Here is an 18594-nt window from a genome sequence, read left to right as displayed (position 1 = left end):
CCCAAAGGCAAAAGCAATGGGAAAAATCAATTTCTGCTGAATGCCGGCTTCGAAGATTTGGCTTCAGACTTTTGACTTTATTCATAAAGGTTGACTATTGGGCGGGTAACCATTATTTTTCCGGGGAAATGAATTCGATTAAGATTATAAACAGATATATTTTCGGGGAAATGATCTCTCCCTTTGTCATCAGCCTTTTTTTTCTGACCTTTGTCTTTTTGATGACAAGGATCCCCGAGATTACAAACATGGTGGTCAATTACAATGCCGATTTGTCTGCCATTCTCCTGATGGTGGGCTTTACCCTGCCCAGGTTCCTTGAATTTACCCTTCCCATGTCCGTGATGATCTCCATCCTCCTGACCTTCATGCGCATGTCCGGGGAGAATGAAATCGTGGCCCTGAAAGGGGCCGGGGCTTCCCTTTATAAACTGCTGCCGCCTGTCCTGGTTTTCTGCCTCATGGGAACCTTGCTGACCCTGTGGGTTACTGTATTCGGGGTGTCCTGGGGCAAACTCTCCCTGAAGAAAAAAAGCGTTGAGCTTGCCCGGTCCAGCATTGACCTGGCCCTTCAGGAACGTCAGTTCAACGCCCAGCTCAAGGACATCATGATCTATGTCTCCCATGTGGATATGAAGACAAAGGCTTTAAAGGATGTATTTATCGAAGACAAGAGAGCCCAGGGAATCACCAGTATATCCACGGCCCCTTCGGGAAAGCTGATCCGACGGGAAAATGAAAGTATCTACACCATACGGCTTTACAAGGGCATGATCAACCAGGTCAACTCGGATGATAATTCGGTTTCCACCATCAACTTCGGCCATTATGACATCAATATCGATCTGGCGGCCATGCAAAAAGGGCCGGGAACAATAAAAAAGGATTTTGATGAGCTCAGTCTGGGGGAGCTCCGTGGCCTGATCCGGGAAGGGATAGAGAATAATGCCAGAAGGAGCGAGGCATTAATGGTTTTTCATGAAAAGTTTTCCATTCCCTTTGCCTGTCTTTCCCTGGGACTTCTGGCTTTCCCCCTGGGGGTTCAGTCCATGTCCCTGAGGCGCTCCTCAGGCTTCAGCATGGGAATTTCCTTTTTCCTGCTCTATTATTTTCTGCTGGCCGCGGGCTGGTCAGCCGGGGAAACCGGACATTATCCGCCTTTTATCGGGATGTGGCTGCCCGATCTGATCATGGGCGGAGCCGGTCTCTTTCTTCTGTGGCGGAATGCAAAAGAAAAGCCGGTAAGGCTGCCCAGGGCAATCCGGCAGACCCTTGCCGTCATCGGGAAACAGATGACCCGAAAAGTGATGTCATGACCTGTCTTCATCGATACTGGCTCAAGGAATTCAGTAAATTCTTCTGCATTATCCAGGTGCTGATTCTGGTCATTTTTATCTTCATTGATTACCTTTCCCGGATGGATGAGTTTCTCAAATCAGATATCTCTCTTTTAAGGGGGCTGTGGTACGTGCTCTTAAAGGTCCCGTTCATGTTTGTCCAGCTCACCCCGGCCGGCATCCTGCTGGGGGCCATTGCCGTATTCGGGCTGATGAATAAGAACAATGAGCTGACCACCATAAGATCCAGCGGGATCAGCGTATATTTTCTTGTAAAACCAGCCCTTGCGGCCGGTTTTGTTCTGGCATGCCTCATGTTTCTCCTGGGAGAGACCCTGATCCCGGTTTCCATGGCAAAGGCGAATCATATCCGGTATTTCGAGATCTGGAAAAATGAAAAAATCTCCATGGGCAGGAAAGACATCTGGATTAAATCGGAAAAGAACCTGATCCACATCAATTATTTTGATCCGGCAAGCAGAACAGTATCCGATATCACGGCCACAAGAATGGGAGATGATTTTAAGATCCTGGACCGGATAGACGCCAAAAAAGGGGTGTATGAGGCGGGAACCTGGATATTGGAAAATGTCATGGAACAGATCTATAATCCCGATTCCCATGAGTATGACGTGAAGACAGTGGAGACGAAAAAAATCGATCTGAAAATCAAGCCTGAAGATCTGGGGGTGATGGTTAAAAAATCCGATGAAATGAGTTTTTTCGAACTTAGGGATTATGTAGCCAAGGTGAAAAACGAGGGATACGATGCCAGGTCATATCAGGTGGATATGCACGGCAAACTCGCCTTTCCCTTTATCTGCATCATCATGGCCCTGGCAGGGGCTGCCACGGGCATGCGGTCCTTTGCCGGCACCAGTATGCCCGCGGCCATTGCAGTGGGGGTTGCCATTTCTTTTGTCTATTGGGTCATGTTCGGTTTTTGTCTGTCCATGGGGTATGCCGGCGCACTCCCCCCGGTGGTGGCGGCCTGGATCACAAACCTGGTCTCCCTATGTGCCGGCAGCCTTTATCTCATTCACACGGAATAAAAGAATGAATCTCGTCTATCATACGATTCTAACCCTGGGGTTTATTCTGGTGCTGCCTTTCCTTCCCCTGGTGTGGCTGTTTTCAACAAAACGGCGGGCCAACCTTATCCAGAGGCTGGGCTTTAATACCGGTCTGAAGAAAAAGGCGGCCCGGACCCGGCGGATCTGGATTCATGCCCTGTCCGTGGGGGAAGTGAGATCGGCTCTTCCCCTGGTCCAGGCCCTGGCAGATTCTGTCCCCGGAAAAGGGAGCCTGCCGCCTGAAATTATCTTTACCGCCTCCACAAAAACCGGGTTTGAAACGGCCTGCTCCCTGTTTTGTTCCGGAAAAAAAACTCTGGTATCCCGGATGGGATACTTCCCCTTTGATCTATGGTTTTCCATCTTACGGGTGGCCCGGATCATTGAACCGGATCTGGTCTGCCTGGTGGAGACGGATTATTGGCCCGGGTTCCTTAATACCATGAAGAGAAAAAAGATCCCGGTCCTGCTGGTCAACGCCAGGATGTCCTTATCTTCCTTAAAGGGATATGCCAGGCTGGGTCCTTTGGCGGATCTGTTTTTTTCCTCGTTTTCCCATGTCATGGCCCAGACCAGTCTGGACAGGGAACGCTTCAGGAGTCTGGGCATTCCAGAAGACCGGATTACCGTGGTCGGAAATATCAAATTTGATCAGAGATCTCTGGACATGGGGGAGGAAAAAACAGCACGGCTGAAGTCGAGACTGGGCATGGGAAAAGAGGACAGTATCTTTATCGCGGGTTCCACCCATGAAGGGGAAGAGACAATGATCCTTACCGCCTTTGGCCGGCTCAGGGAAAAAATCCCGAAGCTCAAGCTGATCCTGGCACCCAGGGATCCCGGACGCTGCAAAAAGCTGATCGATCAGATCCGGAAAAAGGAAGAGTTCCAACCGGTTTTCTGGTCGGCTTGTCAGGACGGGGCAGGGACCGGCTCCAGTGACTCCTGTTCCCATGATTTGATCCTCATGGACGTCATGGGGATTCTGGCCTCTTCCTATGCCATCTGCGATATTGCCTTTATCGGGGGCTCCCTTGTGAAATTCGGGGGGCACAATCCCCTTGAACCGGCCATGTTTGGAAAGCCCGTCCTGTTTGGTCCCCATATGGCGGATTTTTTAGAGGTGGCAGCTCTTCTCAAACAGGGCAGGGGGGCTGTGGAAGTCTGTGATGCAGAAGATTTGGCCGCCGCACTTGAGAATATCCTCACCCATCCGGAACTGGCAGGGGAAATGGGTCGATCCAATCTCAGGATTTTCAGGGAAAACTCAGGCGCGGTGGACAGGACAATTCAGATAATGGAGAAGGCCGCCCTTGTTTAAAGGATTTTTTCAAAAGATTGAGCAGGAGATCATCCAAATATCGGGCCGGGATTATGAGCCTGGATTCTTCTCCCTGGAAGGGCTTCTGGCAGGGGCTTCCCACATCTACCGGGCCGGGGCTGAAATTCGTCTTAAGCTCCATGAAAAAGGTCTTCTCAAAAAGAAACGCCTGGACTGTTTGGTGGTTTCCATCGGCAATATTTCGGTCGGAGGAACCGGGAAAACTCCCATGGCCATTTATCTGGCCGAACTCTTTTTAAGACTGGGGAAAAAACCCGTTGTGATCAGCCGGGGGTATAAAGGGAAGATCAGGATAGGGGCCGAAGTGGTCGGGGACGGGACTTCCCTGCTCCTGGATGCCGAAACCGCAGGGGACGAGCCCTATATGATGGCGGCCAGAAGATCTTTTCCAGTGGTGGTGGGGAGGGACCGATACGGGGCCGGGCTCATGGCCCTGGAGAAGCTGAACCCGGATGTCATACTTCTGGACGACGGATTCCAGCACATCCGGCTGGAACGGGACCTGGATATTCTTCTGCTTGACCATGAGCGTCCCCTGGGCAACCGGCGGCTCCTGCCAGGGGGAAGGCTGAGGGAAACCCTGGGCACGGCCAGAAAAAGAGCCCATGCCATACTCTTTACCCGGTGTCCGGAAAAACAAGGGAGTCAGTCTGAGGTGGAACCCGGACCGGGAAACATCATTCAGGAACTTGGAAGCCTTCCTTTTTTTGCAACCTTTCATGTCCCTTTTCTGGCCAAATGGGTTTCTGCCAAAGACCATGGGATTTCAAATAGACTTGAGGACCTTAAAGGGCGGGAAGCCCTTTTATTCTCAGGCATCTCCGACAACAAAAGTTTCAGGACTACAGTGGAGGATCTGGGTTGCAGGGTCTTGGACCATCTTGAATTTTCAGACCATTACAGGTATAAGGGGCCTGATATTTTAATGATCAAAAAAAGGATGGAACAGATCAAGGCCGATATTTTTGTCACCACGGAAAAGGACTGGGTAAAGCTTGATCCTAGTCTGAAATGGCCCCGGGACCTGGCCGTGATCGGTATACAGATCAAGTTCAAAGATGCAAAAGGATTTGAAACCTTTATCCGCTCGAGGCTGCCCCGGTGATAGATGAGTTTATCTATCGGATGTTGAGGCTTTCCATCTGGCTTGTGGGCCGCATGCCCGTTTTTCTTGCCGATTTTTGTTCCAGGGCCCTGGGACTGATCTGGTTCCGGCTTGACCGGCGCCACCGGGTTATTGTCCTGGAAAATATAGGCCAGGCGTATGGGGAACGGTGGGGCAAGGATAAAGTGGAAATCATGGCCAAAGAGGTGTTCAAGAATATTGCCTCCATTTTCTTTGAGGTGGCCTGGGCGTACAAGTTTGATAAACAGGAATTTTTATCCCATTTTACCATCAAGGGGCTGGAGCATGTGAGAAAAGCCCATGCAAAAGGCAGGGGGGTGATTGTCGTCACAGGTCACATGGGGAATTTTGAGATGATGATCCCGGCCATAGATGAAACCGGATTCAAGGGGTACGGCCTATACCGGCCTTTGGATTTTCAGCCCCTGGAATGGCTGATCCTGGATATCCGCCAGCGGTTTGGGGTGACCATGATGCCCATTCATGGGGCATCCAGGAAACTTGACAGAATATTGGGACAGGGATGCGTGGTCGGGACATTGCTGGACCAGAACGTGGACTGGTACAAGGGGGTGTTTGTGGATTTTTTCGGCCGACCGGCATGCACCAATAAGGGGCTGGCCACCCTGGCCATGAGAACCGGGGCGCCGGTGGTTCCCATGTACACCGTGAGGAAAAACAGGAGATATCTCATAGAGTTCTTGCCGGAAGTGCCTGTTGAAAATACCGGAGACAGGATAAGGGACATCGAGAACACCACCCAGAATTTCACGACGGCCATTGAATTTATGGTGAGGAAGCATCCGGACCAGTACTTTTGGGTCCATGACCGATGGAAAACCAAGTCCTACTGCGAACTTCCAAAGGGTTGAAGGTGGTTATGGCAAAAAATAAAGGGCTGAGGACTCAGGACGATCCCCAGACGCGGATCATGATCCGGGCGGCCAATTGGGTAGGGGACGCCATCATGACCACCCCGGTGATCCGGGCAATGAAAAAGAATTTTCCCCGGGCCTGTATCACGGTTCTGGCCAAGCCATGGGTGATCCCTGTCTATGAAAGCAATCCCCATGTGGATGAGATCATGACCTATGAAAACAGCGGACGCCATAAAACGGGCATGGGGACATTGAGGCTTGTCCGGGACATAAAAGAGCGGGGATTCCACCTTGCCATCCTGATGCAGAATGCATTTGAGGCGGCACTTCTCGCATTTCTGGCCGGAATTCCGGAACGGGTGGGTTACAATACCGATGCCAGAAGTTTGTTGCTCAATCCCAGCGTGAAGCTCAACCCGGAATTGAAAAAAAAACATCTCATCGACTATTATCTGGGCATCCTCAGGGGAGTCGGGCTTGAAGACGACGGCCGGGGGATGGATCTTTCCATCAATGATAGTGACCAGGCCTGGGCCCTTGAAGCCCTTACTAACCTGGGCCTATGCAAGGGGCGGCCCGTCATTGGCATCAATCCCGGTGCCACAGGAGGGACGGCCAAACGCTGGTTTCCGGAACGGTATGCCGGGCTGGCCGAAAAACTCTCAAATCTGTATCAGACAAAGATTGTAATTTTCGGGGGACCGGCAGACCATGGACTGGGGGAAGAGATCCTTTCTATGAGCAAGGGCGCCTGCATCAACATGGCCGGGAAGACCGGTCTTTCCCAGGCTTTTGCCCTGATCGGCAATCTGGATCTCTTTATCACCAATGATTCGGGTCTTATGCATGCGGCTGCAGCCCTCAACGTTCCCCAGGTTGCCGTGATCGGCTCCACGGATTATATTGCTACGGCGCCTTCCAGTGAAAACGCTGTCATGGTAAGGGTTCCCGTGAACTGCAGTCCCTGCCTCAAAGATGAATGTCCCATAGATCACCGGTGCATGGACAGGATCAGTGTCGAAATGGTATTAAACACCTGCCGGACGATCCTGGCGGGAAATGAGATCACCCAACCCAATGATCAGGAGAATCATCCCTGTTTGAATCCGTAAAAAATATCCTTATTGTCAAACCCAGCGCCCTGGGAGATATCGTCCATTCCCTGCCCTTTCTCAATGCACTGAAAAGGGGGTTTCCCCATGCGGACATCGACTGGGTGGTGGCCCACGGGCTTCATACCTTTCTGGAAGGTCATCCCTATATTCGAAAACTATGGGTAATCAAGAAAGATCAGTGGAAAAGGGCAGGCCGACTGGGAAAGACCCTTGGAGAGATCAATAACCTTCGAAAAGGCCTTGGGAACTCGAACTATGATGTGGCCATTGATCTGTCCGGACTTTTCAGATCCGGCCTGATTACCTGGTTCTCAAAGGCTCCGGTTAAACTCGGATTCAAGGAATCCGGCGAGGGAAGTCCTTTTTTCTATACCCATAAGATTCACGGCTCCATGGACATTCACGCCATTGACCGGTACCTTGAGATCGCCCGGTTCATGGGATGTCCCACCGACAAAATTGAATACCCCTTTGCTCCCTATGACCCTGAACCGGACATCGTGAAAAGCCTGCCGGATCAATATGTGGTGATGAGCCCCTCTGCTGGCAAGCCGGCCAATCGGTGGCATGCTGAAAAATTTGGCGAACTGGCATCCAGGCTCGATCTGCCAGTCGTGGTCATTGCCTCGGCAGCCGAAGCCCATATTGCCCGGGAGGTTGTCGATCATTCAAAGGGCAAGGCCGTCTCCATTGCCGGACAGACGGGTTTGAAAGATCTTCTGGCCGTGATCGCCAGAGCCCGGTATTTTTTCTGTAACGACACCGGCCCCATGCATATGGCTGCAGCCCTCAAGATTCCTGTATTTGCCATTTTCGGTCCGGCCAACCCGATCCGCACCGGCCCCTATGGCTCCGTCCACACGGTCATCCAGAAGGACTTTCCCTGTTCCCCCTGCTACGCCCAAAAGCCCTGCAGCCGGTTCCATTTCCGGTGCATGGAAGAGCTGTCCGTTGACGAAGTGTTTGAGATCGTCCGGGAGAACATGGAATGAAAATCTCGGTAATCGTAACTACCTATAATCGGCCCGATGCATTGAAACGGGTAGTGGACGGGCTTTATTGCCAGACCTGCCTGCCCCACGAGATTATCATTGCCGATGACGGATCTACCCATGAAACCCGGGATATGCTGGAATCCTATACCAGAAGGACAGACCTGCCTCTTTTCCATGTCTGGCAGGAAGACCAGGGTTTCCGAGCCGCCAGAATCCGAAACAAGGCAATATTAAAATCAAAGGGGGAATACCTGATCCTTTTGGACGGGGACTGCCTGCCCAGCCCCCATTTTATCTCAGATCACCAGGCCCTTGCCCTTCACGGCCATTTTTTCCAGGGCAAACGGGTGATTGTAAACCAAAAATTGGCAGATAGTTTTACCCAGGAAGATATCCGCTCCTTTTTAAATCTCGTCAAGCATACTTTCACCAATGGGATTTCCAACAGCCACCACATTTTGAGGATTCCTTTTTTCCCCAGTTACACGGTAAAAAAACAATCCGGGATTCGGAGCTGCAACATGGGGCTTTTCCGAGAAGACGCCGTTGCCGTTAACGGATTCAACCATGATTTTACTGGATGGGGAAGAGAAGATTCCGAGTTTGTGATTCGGCTGACTCGATACGGACTGAAACGCAACGAAAATCCGTTTCGGGCCATTTGTTTCCATCTATGGCATCGGGAAAATCCAAGGACTGATCTGAACAGAAATGACTATATGCTGGCGCAAGCTGCTCAATCAGCTAATTATTTTTGTAAGAACGGTCTGGATACCTTGACAAAAAGCGATTTACAGCCTGAAAAAGAATGAATTCCAAAGGCCAAAATAAAAAATGGATCATTCTTGCCCATTGTTTTAATATGGACGGCAGGGCGGCAAGTCAGACCATCACGGACAAGATCCCTTTTTTGATGAGAAAGGGCATTGAGCCCATTGTCATTAGTGCCCCGACAGGAAAAAAAGATACAAACTTTATTCATCATCAGGTGCTCTCTCCGGCTCCATCGGGAATTAATTTTGAATTGAGGAAAATGATTGAAAAGAAGTATCCGCATGGATTTATCTCGGAATTGCTAAAAGCCTTCATCACTTTATGTTGTCTTCCGGTTTTGATTTGTGAAAAAATTTTTATTAATCTCGATAGTCACTGGTCCTGGTTTATCACAGCAAGCCTGCATAGCATTTTTGTGATCAAAAAACACAGGCCGATAGTGATTTATTCTACTGCCGGGCCAAGCAGCACCCATCTGGCCGGGTATGTTTTAAAGAAGATTTTTCAAACACCCTGGATTGCAGAGATCCATGACCCATTGATTCATGAAAATGAAAAGAAGCGGTACCAAAGATATGCATTTCACAAATGGTTGGAAAAGGCGATTTTCACCAAAGCGGATGCTGTTATCTATTTTACGGAAACTGCCTGCAGAAATGCCCGAAAAAGGACCCAAATAAGCCATAATTCCCATGTACTTCGGCCCGGCGCAAATCCTCCAAAAATAAACGGTGTAAAGTATGAAAAAAAGGATAAAATTCATTTCGGTCATTTTGGTTCCCTGGATGAAGATCGCAATTTGTCTCTATTTTTCAAGGCAGTTTCAAGATTAATCGAAAAACAACCTCGGTTAAGAGAGATAATATCAGTCGATATCTACGGCACAGATCTGGATCCTGCATCAAATAATGTCGTTAAAGATTTTTCTTTGCAGGATATCGTGTGTGAGCATGGACGTCTTGAATATGACGCATCGACCGGAAAATCCGGACGGCAGAGGGTCTTTAAAGAGATGCATCTGTGTGATGTTCTTGTTATTGTTCATGGTCATACCGATATCTGTGATGAATACATTCCTTCAAAGATGTATGAATATCTTCTGACCAAAAGACCTATTATGGGAATAGCCTCCCCTGAATCGGAGTTGGGACAGATTTTGATTTCTGCAGGCCATCTGGCAGTTGCAAACAATTTAAGTGATGTCGAGATCGCTGTTGAAAATATAATTCATGACTGGGAAAATGATCGGTTAGTAGAAATCGAGCGGACTTGCGTTTTTACAGTAGAAAATGCGGTCAGAGAATTGATAGAAGTTTCAGGCGTATAATTTAAATGGAAATCGATGCACTTATCAAAGACAAGCGTATAAGGTTTTTGGGCTGCGGCAAAAAGAAGAATAAAGATCGTGTTTTACTGCTGGAGCAGTTGCACATTTTTGGCGGTAGGTTCTCCTGTCGGCGGCCCGACTATTTTTTGAATTAATCACCAGGCCTTAAGCCTAAGTGTATTATAGGCTGATTTATCGTCTCAAAGGGAAAAATATGATTCATAAACTAAAAGACATTGTCCGAAAATCAACTTTGTACCTCAGGTATAAAGAATGGAAGTATAAGCGAAGAGAGAAAAAGGAGCTTATTAATTGGGAAAAAAAAGGCCGGCCAGCCCCTCCTCCTCATCTTATTAAGCAACAGGCGTTGAGACATTTTGCTGAAAAGTTTAAATTAGAAGTCCTGGTTGAAACTGGAACATATTTTGGTGATATGGTCGAAGCAATGAGGCCATATTTTACTCAGATATATTCCATTGAATTGAGCAGAGAGCTTTTCCAAAAAGCAATGGAAAGATTTAATAATGTAAAAAATGTAACGATCATCCATGGGGACAGCGGGGTTGAGCTTGAAAAATTGACCTGTGTTCTTAAAGGGAAGTCTGTTTTGTTCTGGTTGGATGGCCACTACTCTGCCGGCGTTACAGCGAGAGGCGACAAAGACACCCCCATATACGAAGAATTAACCCACATATTCAATGCGGACCTTGGGCGGTGCGTGATTCTCATTGATGATGCTAGATGTTTCGGAGATGATCCTGCTTATCCGAGCATTGAAGAGCTGAGCGGATTTATAAAGGAAAACAGCCCCGCTGCTGAGATTGAAGTTAAGGATGACAGTATAAGAATCATACCGATTGAAGAACCCGTATAAGCGATCCTAAAAATTGATATATGACACTCTCCTTTTAAGTATCCCCTGAAGAGCTGGACACCGGATAAAATATGATATAAGAATCAGTGTCAAAGGGCTTTTCCCTGGCCTGAGAGAGGGCTTTTTGTCTGGTTTGGAAAGCCAGGCCGTGTTTCAGTCTCTTAAGGGCAGCGCAGAATGTTTTTTTAAAACCTCCCATGGACGGGTTCCGTTCGTTTGTAAATGGCCACTAGGTGACATCGATTTTGGTGTAAAGCAGGGGATTGAGATACAATTATATGAAAGATCTTGTAATATTCTGCAAATCATATTCAAAAGATTTATGGCGGGCCAAAAGGATGGCAGAGAGTGTCCAACGGTTCAATAAAGAGAATATACCTCTTTATCTATGTGTGCCGAAAGAAGATCTTCTGTCCTTTCAGGAACAATTCGGCAAGATCCCCTGTATATGGTTGACCGATGAAGAGGTTTTAACCCCTTGCTATGAAGCGCATGGACTACCTCCAAGGCTTTTTCCAAACCATCTAATGCAGCAATTGGTGAAGCTATCTTTTTGGCGAATGAATTTTTGTGAGCACTACCTTTGGGTTGACTCTGATGCCTATTTTATAAGACCGTTTTTTAATTCGGATTTTATAGATGAAAAGGGTGTCCCCAAACTTGTCATGCACAAGGCCGAACAATTGAAAAAATACTCCCAAAAATATAATCCAAAAATTGGTCAGGATATTGATAAGATGGCTGATGGGGTCCAAGGTATTTTCGGCAGAAAAGGAGATCGTTTTTGCTTTTGGGAGGCCCCCTTGCTTTGGAGCCGCAAGGTGCTTGAATCACTGGATGGGTATTTGAACCAAAGAGAGATGTCGATTTTCGAACTATTATATAAATATCCGTGTGAAATGCAGATCTATGGGGAATATCTTCTTTCGACCGGAAAGTTTGAGGTGGATCCTTCAGCACCATTTTTTAAGGTTTTTCACTATTTTGAACAATTTTGTGAGTCCCAGGAAAAAGGCGAGTCTGAGTACTCTTTGTCAAAAAAATATATGGGGATTGTCATGCAATCCAACTGGACAAACCTCAGACAGAAGAAAAAGAATGATTTGGCAAGATTTAAAAGGTTTTTAAGGAATCAGCAAAGAAAGATTGGCCTACTGGAATGGTAAAGAAAACAATAAAACCGCTTGGACCTTACAACTAAATTGAAAATGATACCACAACATAGGGTGTACAGAAGTCCATTCAGGGCTCTCTTCATTTATTATGAGGATTTTTGGAACACGGATGTGAACCCCGAGCATTGGGGTGATGTTGGTTCTTTTAAGCTTTTACCCAGTCAAGATTTTCACCCAATGATACCCGTTGGAGCCTTGTCGGACATAACACTGCCACAGATGCTATTATGGCTTCTTTCAAGGATAGACAGGCATACTGGCACAGATAAAGTTGATGCTCAAGAATAAGAGGGAAAATGACCCCTGTTAAAATATCTGTGATTATACCGTTTTTTAATGTTGAAAGTTATATTTCGCAATGCATTCGGTCTGTCCTTTCCCAGACACTTAAAGAGATTGAGATCGTCTGTGTTGATGACTGCGGTGAAGATAATTCTCTAAAAATGGTTAGAGAATTGGCCCGTGAGGATAGGCGAATTCGTCTGATCAGGCATAATATAAATAAGGGGCCCGGAGGAAGCCGAAACTCTGGTATAGATGCTTCCAGCGGTAAGTATCTATTCTTTATAGACGGCGATGATTATCTATATTCCGACACGGTTTTGGAATCCGCCTTTCATTGTTCAGAAAAATATTCAGTTCCTTATCTGATTATGCCTTATAAGGTCTTGACTTGGAATCATCAGATCGATACTTGGTCTGGTAAGGGTTTGAAAACAGGCTTTTATCCCATTGATGATTCTGTTATGAATAAATTCTACATGGCCTGCTGGGGAAAGCTTTATCATAGAAGCCTTTTTGAAAACACCCGGTTCATTGACCATATATATTTCGAGGATGTCCCCGTACATTATGTCCTGCTGCCCAAAGCAGAAACTCTCTTTTTTTTGGACGTTCCCGGCGTTGTATACAGGCAAAGGCAGTCGAGCATTACACAAAGACCTTTTTCGCAAAAAGAGTGTAGGGATTACTTAACCGGCATAGAGTATATCTGCAGATTCTACAGGGAAAACAAACTGATGGACCACTATCAAAAAAGCCTTTTGCGCTTCGTTATTGAAGTTCATCAGATCTTGATTCATCATAATTTAAAATTGGGTCTGGAATTTATTCAAGGAGTCAGCCTTCTGTCAAGTAAAGGCCTTTTGCCGAAAAGAATGCTGTTTTTTCTGAAATTAAAAGATGTTTGGTGGAGATATACATTCATGCGAAGGAAAATCATTCAGATCCACTTGACCAAAGATAAAATGTTTTTAAGGGTGCTTGGACAGGATTTGATTAAACTTAAAACCAACAAACTGGATAAAAACAGATAAAATGACTTGCCTTTTGTCCGGGGCTATCTCTGTTTAAAGGAAAGAGCCATTGGGTAAAAAATATGTTGAAACAGTTGTTAATGGAGGGTTGGGAAATCAGATTTTTCAATTCTCCGCCGGATTTGCATTGTCTAAAAGGTTAAATTTGGATCTTGTCCTAAATATATCTACCTTTGATAGCTGTCAGAAAAGAAACTTTGAGCTTTATACGTTTCCTAAAATTAAAAATTCATTTGCCTGTATAAAAGATGATGATCCGGGTGTATTCAGCAGGCTTCGAATCCCTTTCCTGAACTTTAAGGAAAAAATAAAACAATTTCATGAGAGCCATTTTTTTTTTGATCCGGCCTTTTTTGATATTAGGGAGCCTGTAAGGATTGAAGGGTATTTCCAAAGCTATAAATATTTTGAGAAATATTCAGATCAGTTAAAAGATATTTTACTTGATATCCCCTTGACATCCCGCCTTAAGACAGTCTTAAAGGTGATAAGTTCAAAAAAAGAAAGTGTCTCAGTTCACATCAGAAGAGGCGATTATATTTCTGATCAGGGTATCAATGAAGTACACGGAACCCTAAACGAGGCTTATTATCTTAACAGTATAAAACTGATGGAAAAAATGTTTCCAGAAAGTTTTTTCTTTTTGTTTACCGATGACCCTCACTATGTAGAGGAAAACTTTAAGTTTTTAGAAGATACCTCATGCATTATAAGCGATAATGATTGCCTCCCCTATGAGGATATGTATTTGATGGCAAATTGTCATCACAACATCATTGCAAATAGTTCTTTCAGTTGGTGGGGGGCATGGTTGAATCAAAATCCAGAAAAAATTGTAATCGCTCCGAGAAAATGGTTTTCCAGGAAGATTCTTATGGAAAAACCGGTCATGGATTTGTTACCGGACGATTGGATACTGCTGTAGTTAAAGAAAAAGGCGCTGTTTTATGATGAAGATCGGCCTATTCACTTCGGATTCTGTTTTCAACAAAAACCGGATGTTTGATATCAATGATAGCAAGGTCAACCGAGATAACATAATCTATCCGTATTATCTGCTGAGGGAAAACTTGATTAAAGAAAAGGTAGAATTCAATACACTGGATTTTTATGAAAATTACGAAGAATTGGACGCCATCTTTTTTTTCAAGCTCGATTTTCAGGAATTGTACAAGATCTTGAAGTCTGATTTTCATGGGAAATTGATATACTTTGCGTGGGAACCGCCTGTGGTATCCAGGGAAAATTCACCAAAGAAATTAAAAGGGATAGAGCATTTTTTTCACTATATCATGACCTGGAATGATGAGATCATTGACAATGAAAAGTACTTTAAGATCAATATACCGCAGTATTTTGATGACAGAGTTGACTTTACACGGTTAAAAACAATTAAGGACAAAAAGCTCCTCGTCAGTATTTCAATGGATAAATCTTCCAGTCATCCGGACGAATTATATGGAGAAAGAAAAAAAGTCATTTCTCATTTTGAAATCAACGATTTCAATGATTTTGATTTTTACGGTATGCTGTGGGAAAAGAATCGGTATAAAAATTATAAAGGCTCCTGTGAAAGCAAAGCTGAAATATATACAAATTATAGATTCGCGCTCTGTTTTGAAAATATGAAAAATGTGAAAGGCTATATTTCGGAAAAAATATTTGACTGTTTTAGATCGGGTATCATTCCAATATATTACGGTGCGGAAAATGTTTCAGATTATATCCCGGAACATTGCTACATTGATTATTCTAAATTCAAAAATATTCATCAAGTGTATGATTATATAAGCAATATTGATCAAAGCACATACAATGGGATTCTGAATAGGATAATAGCATTTTTAGAAAGTGATGCCAGAAAAGTGTTTGAAGAAGGATTCTTGAGAAAACAAATTATAAGAGTCATAAACAAGGATCACCAACCATTGAAATTGAGTGGTTGGGACGCACTAAGCCTTTCCGGTTATTGCCATATGAAGAGTCTCAAAGCTATCTGGCGACGCACTAAAGCAAACTGAACGGCTCACAATGCTTAGGTGGAAAAGTGCAGATCTCCCCAAACAGTTCGATCTCTTTTTCTTCAAGGAAATTCTGCAGGGGAAATTTCACTAAACACTATGATTGCAATTTTCAGCACAACTATCATAAGCCAGCCTCCGGCTTTGCCAGAAAGGTTCCCGAAGTTCGGCATTGTTGAAAAATATGAAATATAGTATAGAGAGCAAGCCAAGAAGAAAGTCGATATTATTGTTGAGTTAAAATAATACTGACAGTAAGAATTATATTAGGAGGAAAGGTGATTTGGAAAAGTGAGTATGGAGCTTACAACAAAATTTCTTTTTAATCTGTTGCTTAGAATCGTAAAACCGGAAATAGTCTGTGATATAGGATCCATGGATGGTGCAGATGCTCTTCGTTTCAAGAGAATATTGCCTGCATCCCAAGGCCTTATTTTTGAGGCCAATCCCTATAATTTTGCAGCCATATGCCAGGATTCTGTTATTAAAGAAAAATCCATTCTACTATTTAACGAAATTGTATGGAATGAGAACTGTAACAAATCTTTTTATATAGTAAAACCATCCGACATAAAAGGAGTTGATGAGCATCTTCGTGGAACGAGTTCTGTCTTTTTGCGAAACGCTGAGTCAGAAAAGAACCGTATCCAATTAAGAGGGGTGCGCTTGGACTCTAAAATTTCAGGATTAGGAGCTTTGGGAAATATTGCATTATGGATTGATGTTGAAGGCGCCTCCTATGAAGTGCTGGAAGGAATAAGGGGTATCCGTGACAGAGTTAAATTGATTCACGCAGAAGTGGAAACACAGATGGTATGGAAAGGGCAGAAAACGCGTTCCGATGTGTTGGCATTGGCTGAGAGCATGGGGTATGTATTATTGGGTCATGGTCGTAATAAGCAACAGCATGATGTCGTTTTAATTGATAAGGATTTATTCGATAGTGCTCCAAAAACATTCAAGTTCATCACCTTCATGGCCTTCTTGAAAGCCCTCCCTATCAAACGTTTATTTAAGCATTTTAGAAAAACTATAAATTTTTAAAACAAGATAAAACATGACAATTCGATCAATCGCCGTACCAAAAGAGGGAAACACAACTCTTTTAAACGAAACTGCTTATTTCCTGCTTTTGGGGGTGGCCTTTTTAAATCCGTTTCCCCATGTTTCATTTTTTATACAGGCGTTTTTCTATGCTTCACTCATACCTGTACTTATTCTGGCAATGGGTAGGAAAAAGAACTTTTATTACAAATCTCCTCTGCTGTATCCTTTGAGCTTATTTTTTATCTGGTCCGCAATCAGTGTTGTTTTCGCTTTGGACAGGGCAGACAGCCTCCATGATCTATATTCCCATTTGGTAAGATACTTGATATTTTATGTTCTGCTAATCAATTTTTCCGATACCAGGAAAAGACTTGTTTTATTGACAATCGGTATCATTCTGTCCGAGTGTGTTTTTACCATTGGAACCTTGATTTATTATTATGGTATTTTGAATTATGATATTTCTTCTCGTTTTGTTTTAAGACTTTCATCCATAGCGGTTGATATTATCCCCTTTGGTTTGATTATGGGGGTAATTTTGTCTGTATGGCTTATTCCCATTCAAAAAAAGGGTTTTCAAAGAGTTCTTTTGATCGGGGCGATGTTTATTTTATTGTTTTCTATCATTTTAACCCATTCAAGGGGGGCGCTTTTTTCTCTAATCCTAACCACGCCCATACTCTTCTGGAAGCATAAAAGAATAATGGTAATGATGTTTCTTGTCATTATCATTTCCATTGTACAGACACCAATGAAAAATAGGATCAGACCGAATCTGATTTTTAAAGATCACGCAAGAAAAGCTTTGATTTTTTATTCCCTTGAGATCATAAAGGATTATCCCATTGCCGGTACCGGATTTTCCATTGATACATTCAGGAATCCAAAGTACATTGATAGGGAAAAATATGTGGATAGAATACCGGAAGAATACAGAAAAAATAAAAATTTTTTCTGGCCCCATAATATGTTTCTCCACATAGGTGTGCGTACCGGTGTCTTTGGAATTATCATATATGCCAGTATCTTTGCAGTATCATTGTTCACCTGCGTGAAACTTATTTTGTACGGGAAAGATGAGTTTATAAAAAATGGGGCAAGATGCTGTTTGGCTATGGTAACCATGTTTTTGGTGAACGGGTTGGTGCAGCCTGTTTTTGTTCATTTTTTGGATACCATTTTTTATATTATTTTAGCTTTGATTACGATTGTCTGGAAGCTCAATCAAAACACGCCGACTCGATCTGCATAAAATAATACAAAATGTACATAGTTTTGTTTTCATGGGGTTCGGTTTAATATACAATGCAATATTATTGAAATAACAATGGTGAAGAATTTTTAGAAGATATGAATTGTTCATTGTGCAGATGATGAAAAAGAAAGCCAAAGAAATATTGTGAATATGGGCCTATGATTTCTGTATATATTATAGCCTTTAACGAGCAGGATAAGATAAGGGCGGCAATAAAAAGTGTGCAATGGGCTGACGAGATTATCGTTGCAGATTCCTTTAGCACGGATAAAACCGCAAAGATTGCCGAATCCTTGGGTGCCAGAGTCATCCAGATCCCCTTCAGGGGGTTTGGAGATTTGAGGAACCGGGCCATTGAGGCATGCTCCAATGACTGGATTTTTAGCCTGGACTCTGATGAACGATGCACGGAACAAGTCAAGGGAGAGATTCTTAAAATCATCCAGGCAGAGGATAGTCTGGATGCCTATTATATCCCCCGGAAAAATTTTTTCATGGGGAAGTGGATCCGCCATTCCGGGTTTTATCCGGATTATCGGCAGCCCCAGGTTTTCAGGCAGGGGGTGATGCATTTTCTGGATGATCCGGTCCATGAACGGTATGAGGTAAAAAGCGACAGACCCTGCGGATACCTGAAAAATGCCATTCACCAGATCCCCTTTAAATCTTTGGATGAGATTCTTTACAAGGCCAACCGGTATTCCACCCTGGGGGCCAAAAAACTGGCCCAGGCCGGAGAAAGGCCCGGAAAGATGAAATCCGTGGGTCATGCGGTTTGGTCGTTTATCCAGCACTATTTTTTAAAACTAGGATTTCTTGACGGATGGCCGGGTTTTATTATCGCCTTTGGCAATTTTGAAGGCACCTTTTACAAGTATGCCAAGCTCTATGAGCAGAATTGTGGCAGGACCGATCTGGACACAAATCCAAAGGAATAGG

General features: G+C 44.5%; 17 protein-coding genes. All 17 read left to right on the top strand.

Annotated elements, in window-relative coordinates; translation table 11 throughout:
* Positions 1–128: 128 nt before the first annotated feature.
* Positions 129–1316 (top strand): LPS export ABC transporter permease LptF, encoded by a 1188-nt coding sequence (gene lptF / locus F608_RS0104275; protein ID WP_022664383.1) that lies wholly within the window; start codon positions 129–131, stop codon positions 1314–1316.
* Positions 1313–2389 carry an LPS export ABC transporter permease LptG gene (lptG, locus tag F608_RS0104270; RefSeq protein WP_022664382.1) on the top strand — a complete coding sequence of 359 codons (1077 nt, stop codon included), beginning with the start codon at positions 1313–1315 and terminating at the stop codon, positions 2387–2389. Before lptF ends, lptG begins: the two co-directional genes overlap by 4 nt.
* 4 nt (positions 2390–2393) lie before the next feature.
* On the top strand, positions 2394–3731 hold the full coding sequence (locus F608_RS0104265; protein ID WP_022664381.1) for a 3-deoxy-D-manno-octulosonic acid transferase: 1338 nt from the start codon (positions 2394–2396) through the stop codon (positions 3729–3731).
* The gene (gene lpxK / locus F608_RS30705; RefSeq protein WP_022664380.1) at positions 3724–4857 is read left to right on the top strand and encodes a tetraacyldisaccharide 4'-kinase; all 1134 of its coding nucleotides are present in this window, start codon (positions 3724–3726) and stop codon (positions 4855–4857) included. Before F608_RS0104265 ends, lpxK begins: the two co-directional genes overlap by 8 nt.
* On the top strand, positions 4854–5750 hold the full coding sequence (locus tag F608_RS0104255; protein WP_022664379.1) for a lysophospholipid acyltransferase family protein: 897 nt from the start codon (positions 4854–4856) through the stop codon (positions 5748–5750). The genes lpxK and F608_RS0104255 overlap by 4 nt, the downstream gene beginning before the upstream one ends.
* An 8-nt stretch (positions 5751–5758) precedes the next feature.
* Positions 5759–6868, top strand: a complete 1110-nt coding sequence (gene waaF, locus F608_RS30700) for a lipopolysaccharide heptosyltransferase II (protein WP_051148547.1) — start codon at positions 5759–5761, stop codon at positions 6866–6868.
* A 104-nt stretch (positions 6869–6972) separates the two neighbouring features.
* Positions 6973–7863 carry a glycosyltransferase family 9 protein gene (locus tag F608_RS0104240; RefSeq protein WP_244154239.1) on the top strand — a complete coding sequence of 297 codons (891 nt, stop codon included), beginning with the start codon at positions 6973–6975 and terminating at the stop codon, positions 7861–7863.
* A complete protein-coding gene (locus tag F608_RS0104235; RefSeq protein WP_022664375.1) occupies positions 7860–8678 on the top strand; it encodes a glycosyltransferase family 2 protein in 819 nt (272 codons plus the stop codon). Before F608_RS0104240 ends, F608_RS0104235 begins: the two co-directional genes overlap by 4 nt.
* Positions 8675–9967 (top strand): glycosyltransferase family protein, encoded by a 1293-nt coding sequence (locus F608_RS0104230; RefSeq protein WP_022664374.1) that lies wholly within the window; start codon positions 8675–8677, stop codon positions 9965–9967. Before F608_RS0104235 ends, F608_RS0104230 begins: the two co-directional genes overlap by 4 nt.
* A 214-nt stretch (positions 9968–10181) precedes the next feature.
* The gene (locus F608_RS34110; protein WP_022664372.1) at positions 10182–10841 is read left to right on the top strand and encodes a hypothetical protein; all 660 of its coding nucleotides are present in this window, start codon (positions 10182–10184) and stop codon (positions 10839–10841) included.
* Between the two features lie 278 nt (positions 10842–11119).
* Positions 11120–12007, top strand: coding sequence for a DUF6492 family protein (locus tag F608_RS0104215; protein ID WP_022664370.1), 888 nt, complete (start codon positions 11120–11122; stop codon positions 12005–12007).
* Positions 12008–12312: 305 nt separating this feature from the next.
* On the top strand, positions 12313–13332 hold the full coding sequence (locus F608_RS0104210; RefSeq protein WP_022664369.1) for a glycosyltransferase family 2 protein: 1020 nt from the start codon (positions 12313–12315) through the stop codon (positions 13330–13332).
* 49 nt (positions 13333–13381) lie between these two features.
* Positions 13382–14257, top strand: coding sequence for an alpha-1,2-fucosyltransferase (locus F608_RS0104205; RefSeq protein ID WP_022664368.1), 876 nt, complete (start codon positions 13382–13384; stop codon positions 14255–14257).
* 22 nt (positions 14258–14279) lie between these two features.
* Positions 14280–15353 carry a glycosyltransferase family 10 domain-containing protein gene (locus tag F608_RS0104200; protein ID WP_022664367.1) on the top strand — a complete coding sequence of 358 codons (1074 nt, stop codon included), beginning with the start codon at positions 14280–14282 and terminating at the stop codon, positions 15351–15353.
* 297 nt (positions 15354–15650) lie between these two features.
* Positions 15651–16397, top strand: coding sequence for an FkbM family methyltransferase (locus F608_RS0104195; protein ID WP_022664366.1), 747 nt, complete (start codon positions 15651–15653; stop codon positions 16395–16397).
* A gap of 13 nt (positions 16398–16410) precedes the next feature.
* Entirely contained in the window at positions 16411–17652 is a 1242-nt protein-coding gene (locus tag F608_RS0104190; protein ID WP_022664365.1) for an O-antigen ligase family protein, read from the top strand.
* Positions 17653–17813: 161 nt separating this feature from the next.
* Positions 17814–18593: a glycosyltransferase family 2 protein gene (locus F608_RS0104185; protein ID WP_022664364.1), complete on the top strand. Its 780-nt coding sequence runs from the start codon at positions 17814–17816 to the stop codon at positions 18591–18593.
* The last annotated feature ends 1 nt before the right edge of the window (position 18594 follow it).

It is taken from the genome of Desulfospira joergensenii DSM 10085, assembly GCF_000420085.1.
Taxonomy (GTDB): domain Bacteria; phylum Desulfobacterota; class Desulfobacteria; order Desulfobacterales; family Desulfobacteraceae; genus Desulfospira; species Desulfospira joergensenii.
This window is presented reverse-complemented; position numbering and strand designations above follow the sequence as displayed.

What these genes read in the sequence shown, in the direction of transcription:
- F608_RS0104200 (WP_022664367.1), top strand. Translation starts at nt 14,280, where the DNA reads ATGATGAAGATCGGCCTATTCACTTCGGATTCTGTTTTCAACAAAAAC.
- F608_RS0104230 (WP_022664374.1), top strand. Translation starts at nt 8,675, where the DNA reads ATGAATTCCAAAGGCCAAAATAAAAAATGGATCATTCTTGCCCATTGT.
- F608_RS0104235 (WP_022664375.1), top strand. Translation starts at nt 7,860, where the DNA reads ATGAAAATCTCGGTAATCGTAACTACCTATAATCGGCCCGATGCATTG.
- F608_RS34110 (WP_022664372.1), top strand. Translation starts at nt 10,182, where the DNA reads ATGATTCATAAACTAAAAGACATTGTCCGAAAATCAACTTTGTACCTC.
- F608_RS0104265 (WP_022664381.1), top strand. Translation starts at nt 2,394, where the DNA reads ATGAATCTCGTCTATCATACGATTCTAACCCTGGGGTTTATTCTGGTG.
- F608_RS0104195 (WP_022664366.1), top strand. Translation starts at nt 15,651, where the DNA reads ATGGAGCTTACAACAAAATTTCTTTTTAATCTGTTGCTTAGAATCGTA.
- lptG (WP_022664382.1), top strand. Translation starts at nt 1,313, where the DNA reads ATGACCTGTCTTCATCGATACTGGCTCAAGGAATTCAGTAAATTCTTC.
- F608_RS0104215 (WP_022664370.1), top strand. Translation starts at nt 11,120, where the DNA reads ATGAAAGATCTTGTAATATTCTGCAAATCATATTCAAAAGATTTATGG.
- waaF (WP_051148547.1), top strand. Translation starts at nt 5,759, where the DNA reads ATGGCAAAAAATAAAGGGCTGAGGACTCAGGACGATCCCCAGACGCGG.
- lptF (WP_022664383.1), top strand. Translation starts at nt 129, where the DNA reads ATGAATTCGATTAAGATTATAAACAGATATATTTTCGGGGAAATGATC.
- F608_RS0104210 (WP_022664369.1), top strand. Translation starts at nt 12,313, where the DNA reads ATGACCCCTGTTAAAATATCTGTGATTATACCGTTTTTTAATGTTGAA.
- F608_RS0104190 (WP_022664365.1), top strand. Translation starts at nt 16,411, where the DNA reads ATGACAATTCGATCAATCGCCGTACCAAAAGAGGGAAACACAACTCTT.
- F608_RS0104185 (WP_022664364.1), top strand. Translation starts at nt 17,814, where the DNA reads ATGATTTCTGTATATATTATAGCCTTTAACGAGCAGGATAAGATAAGG.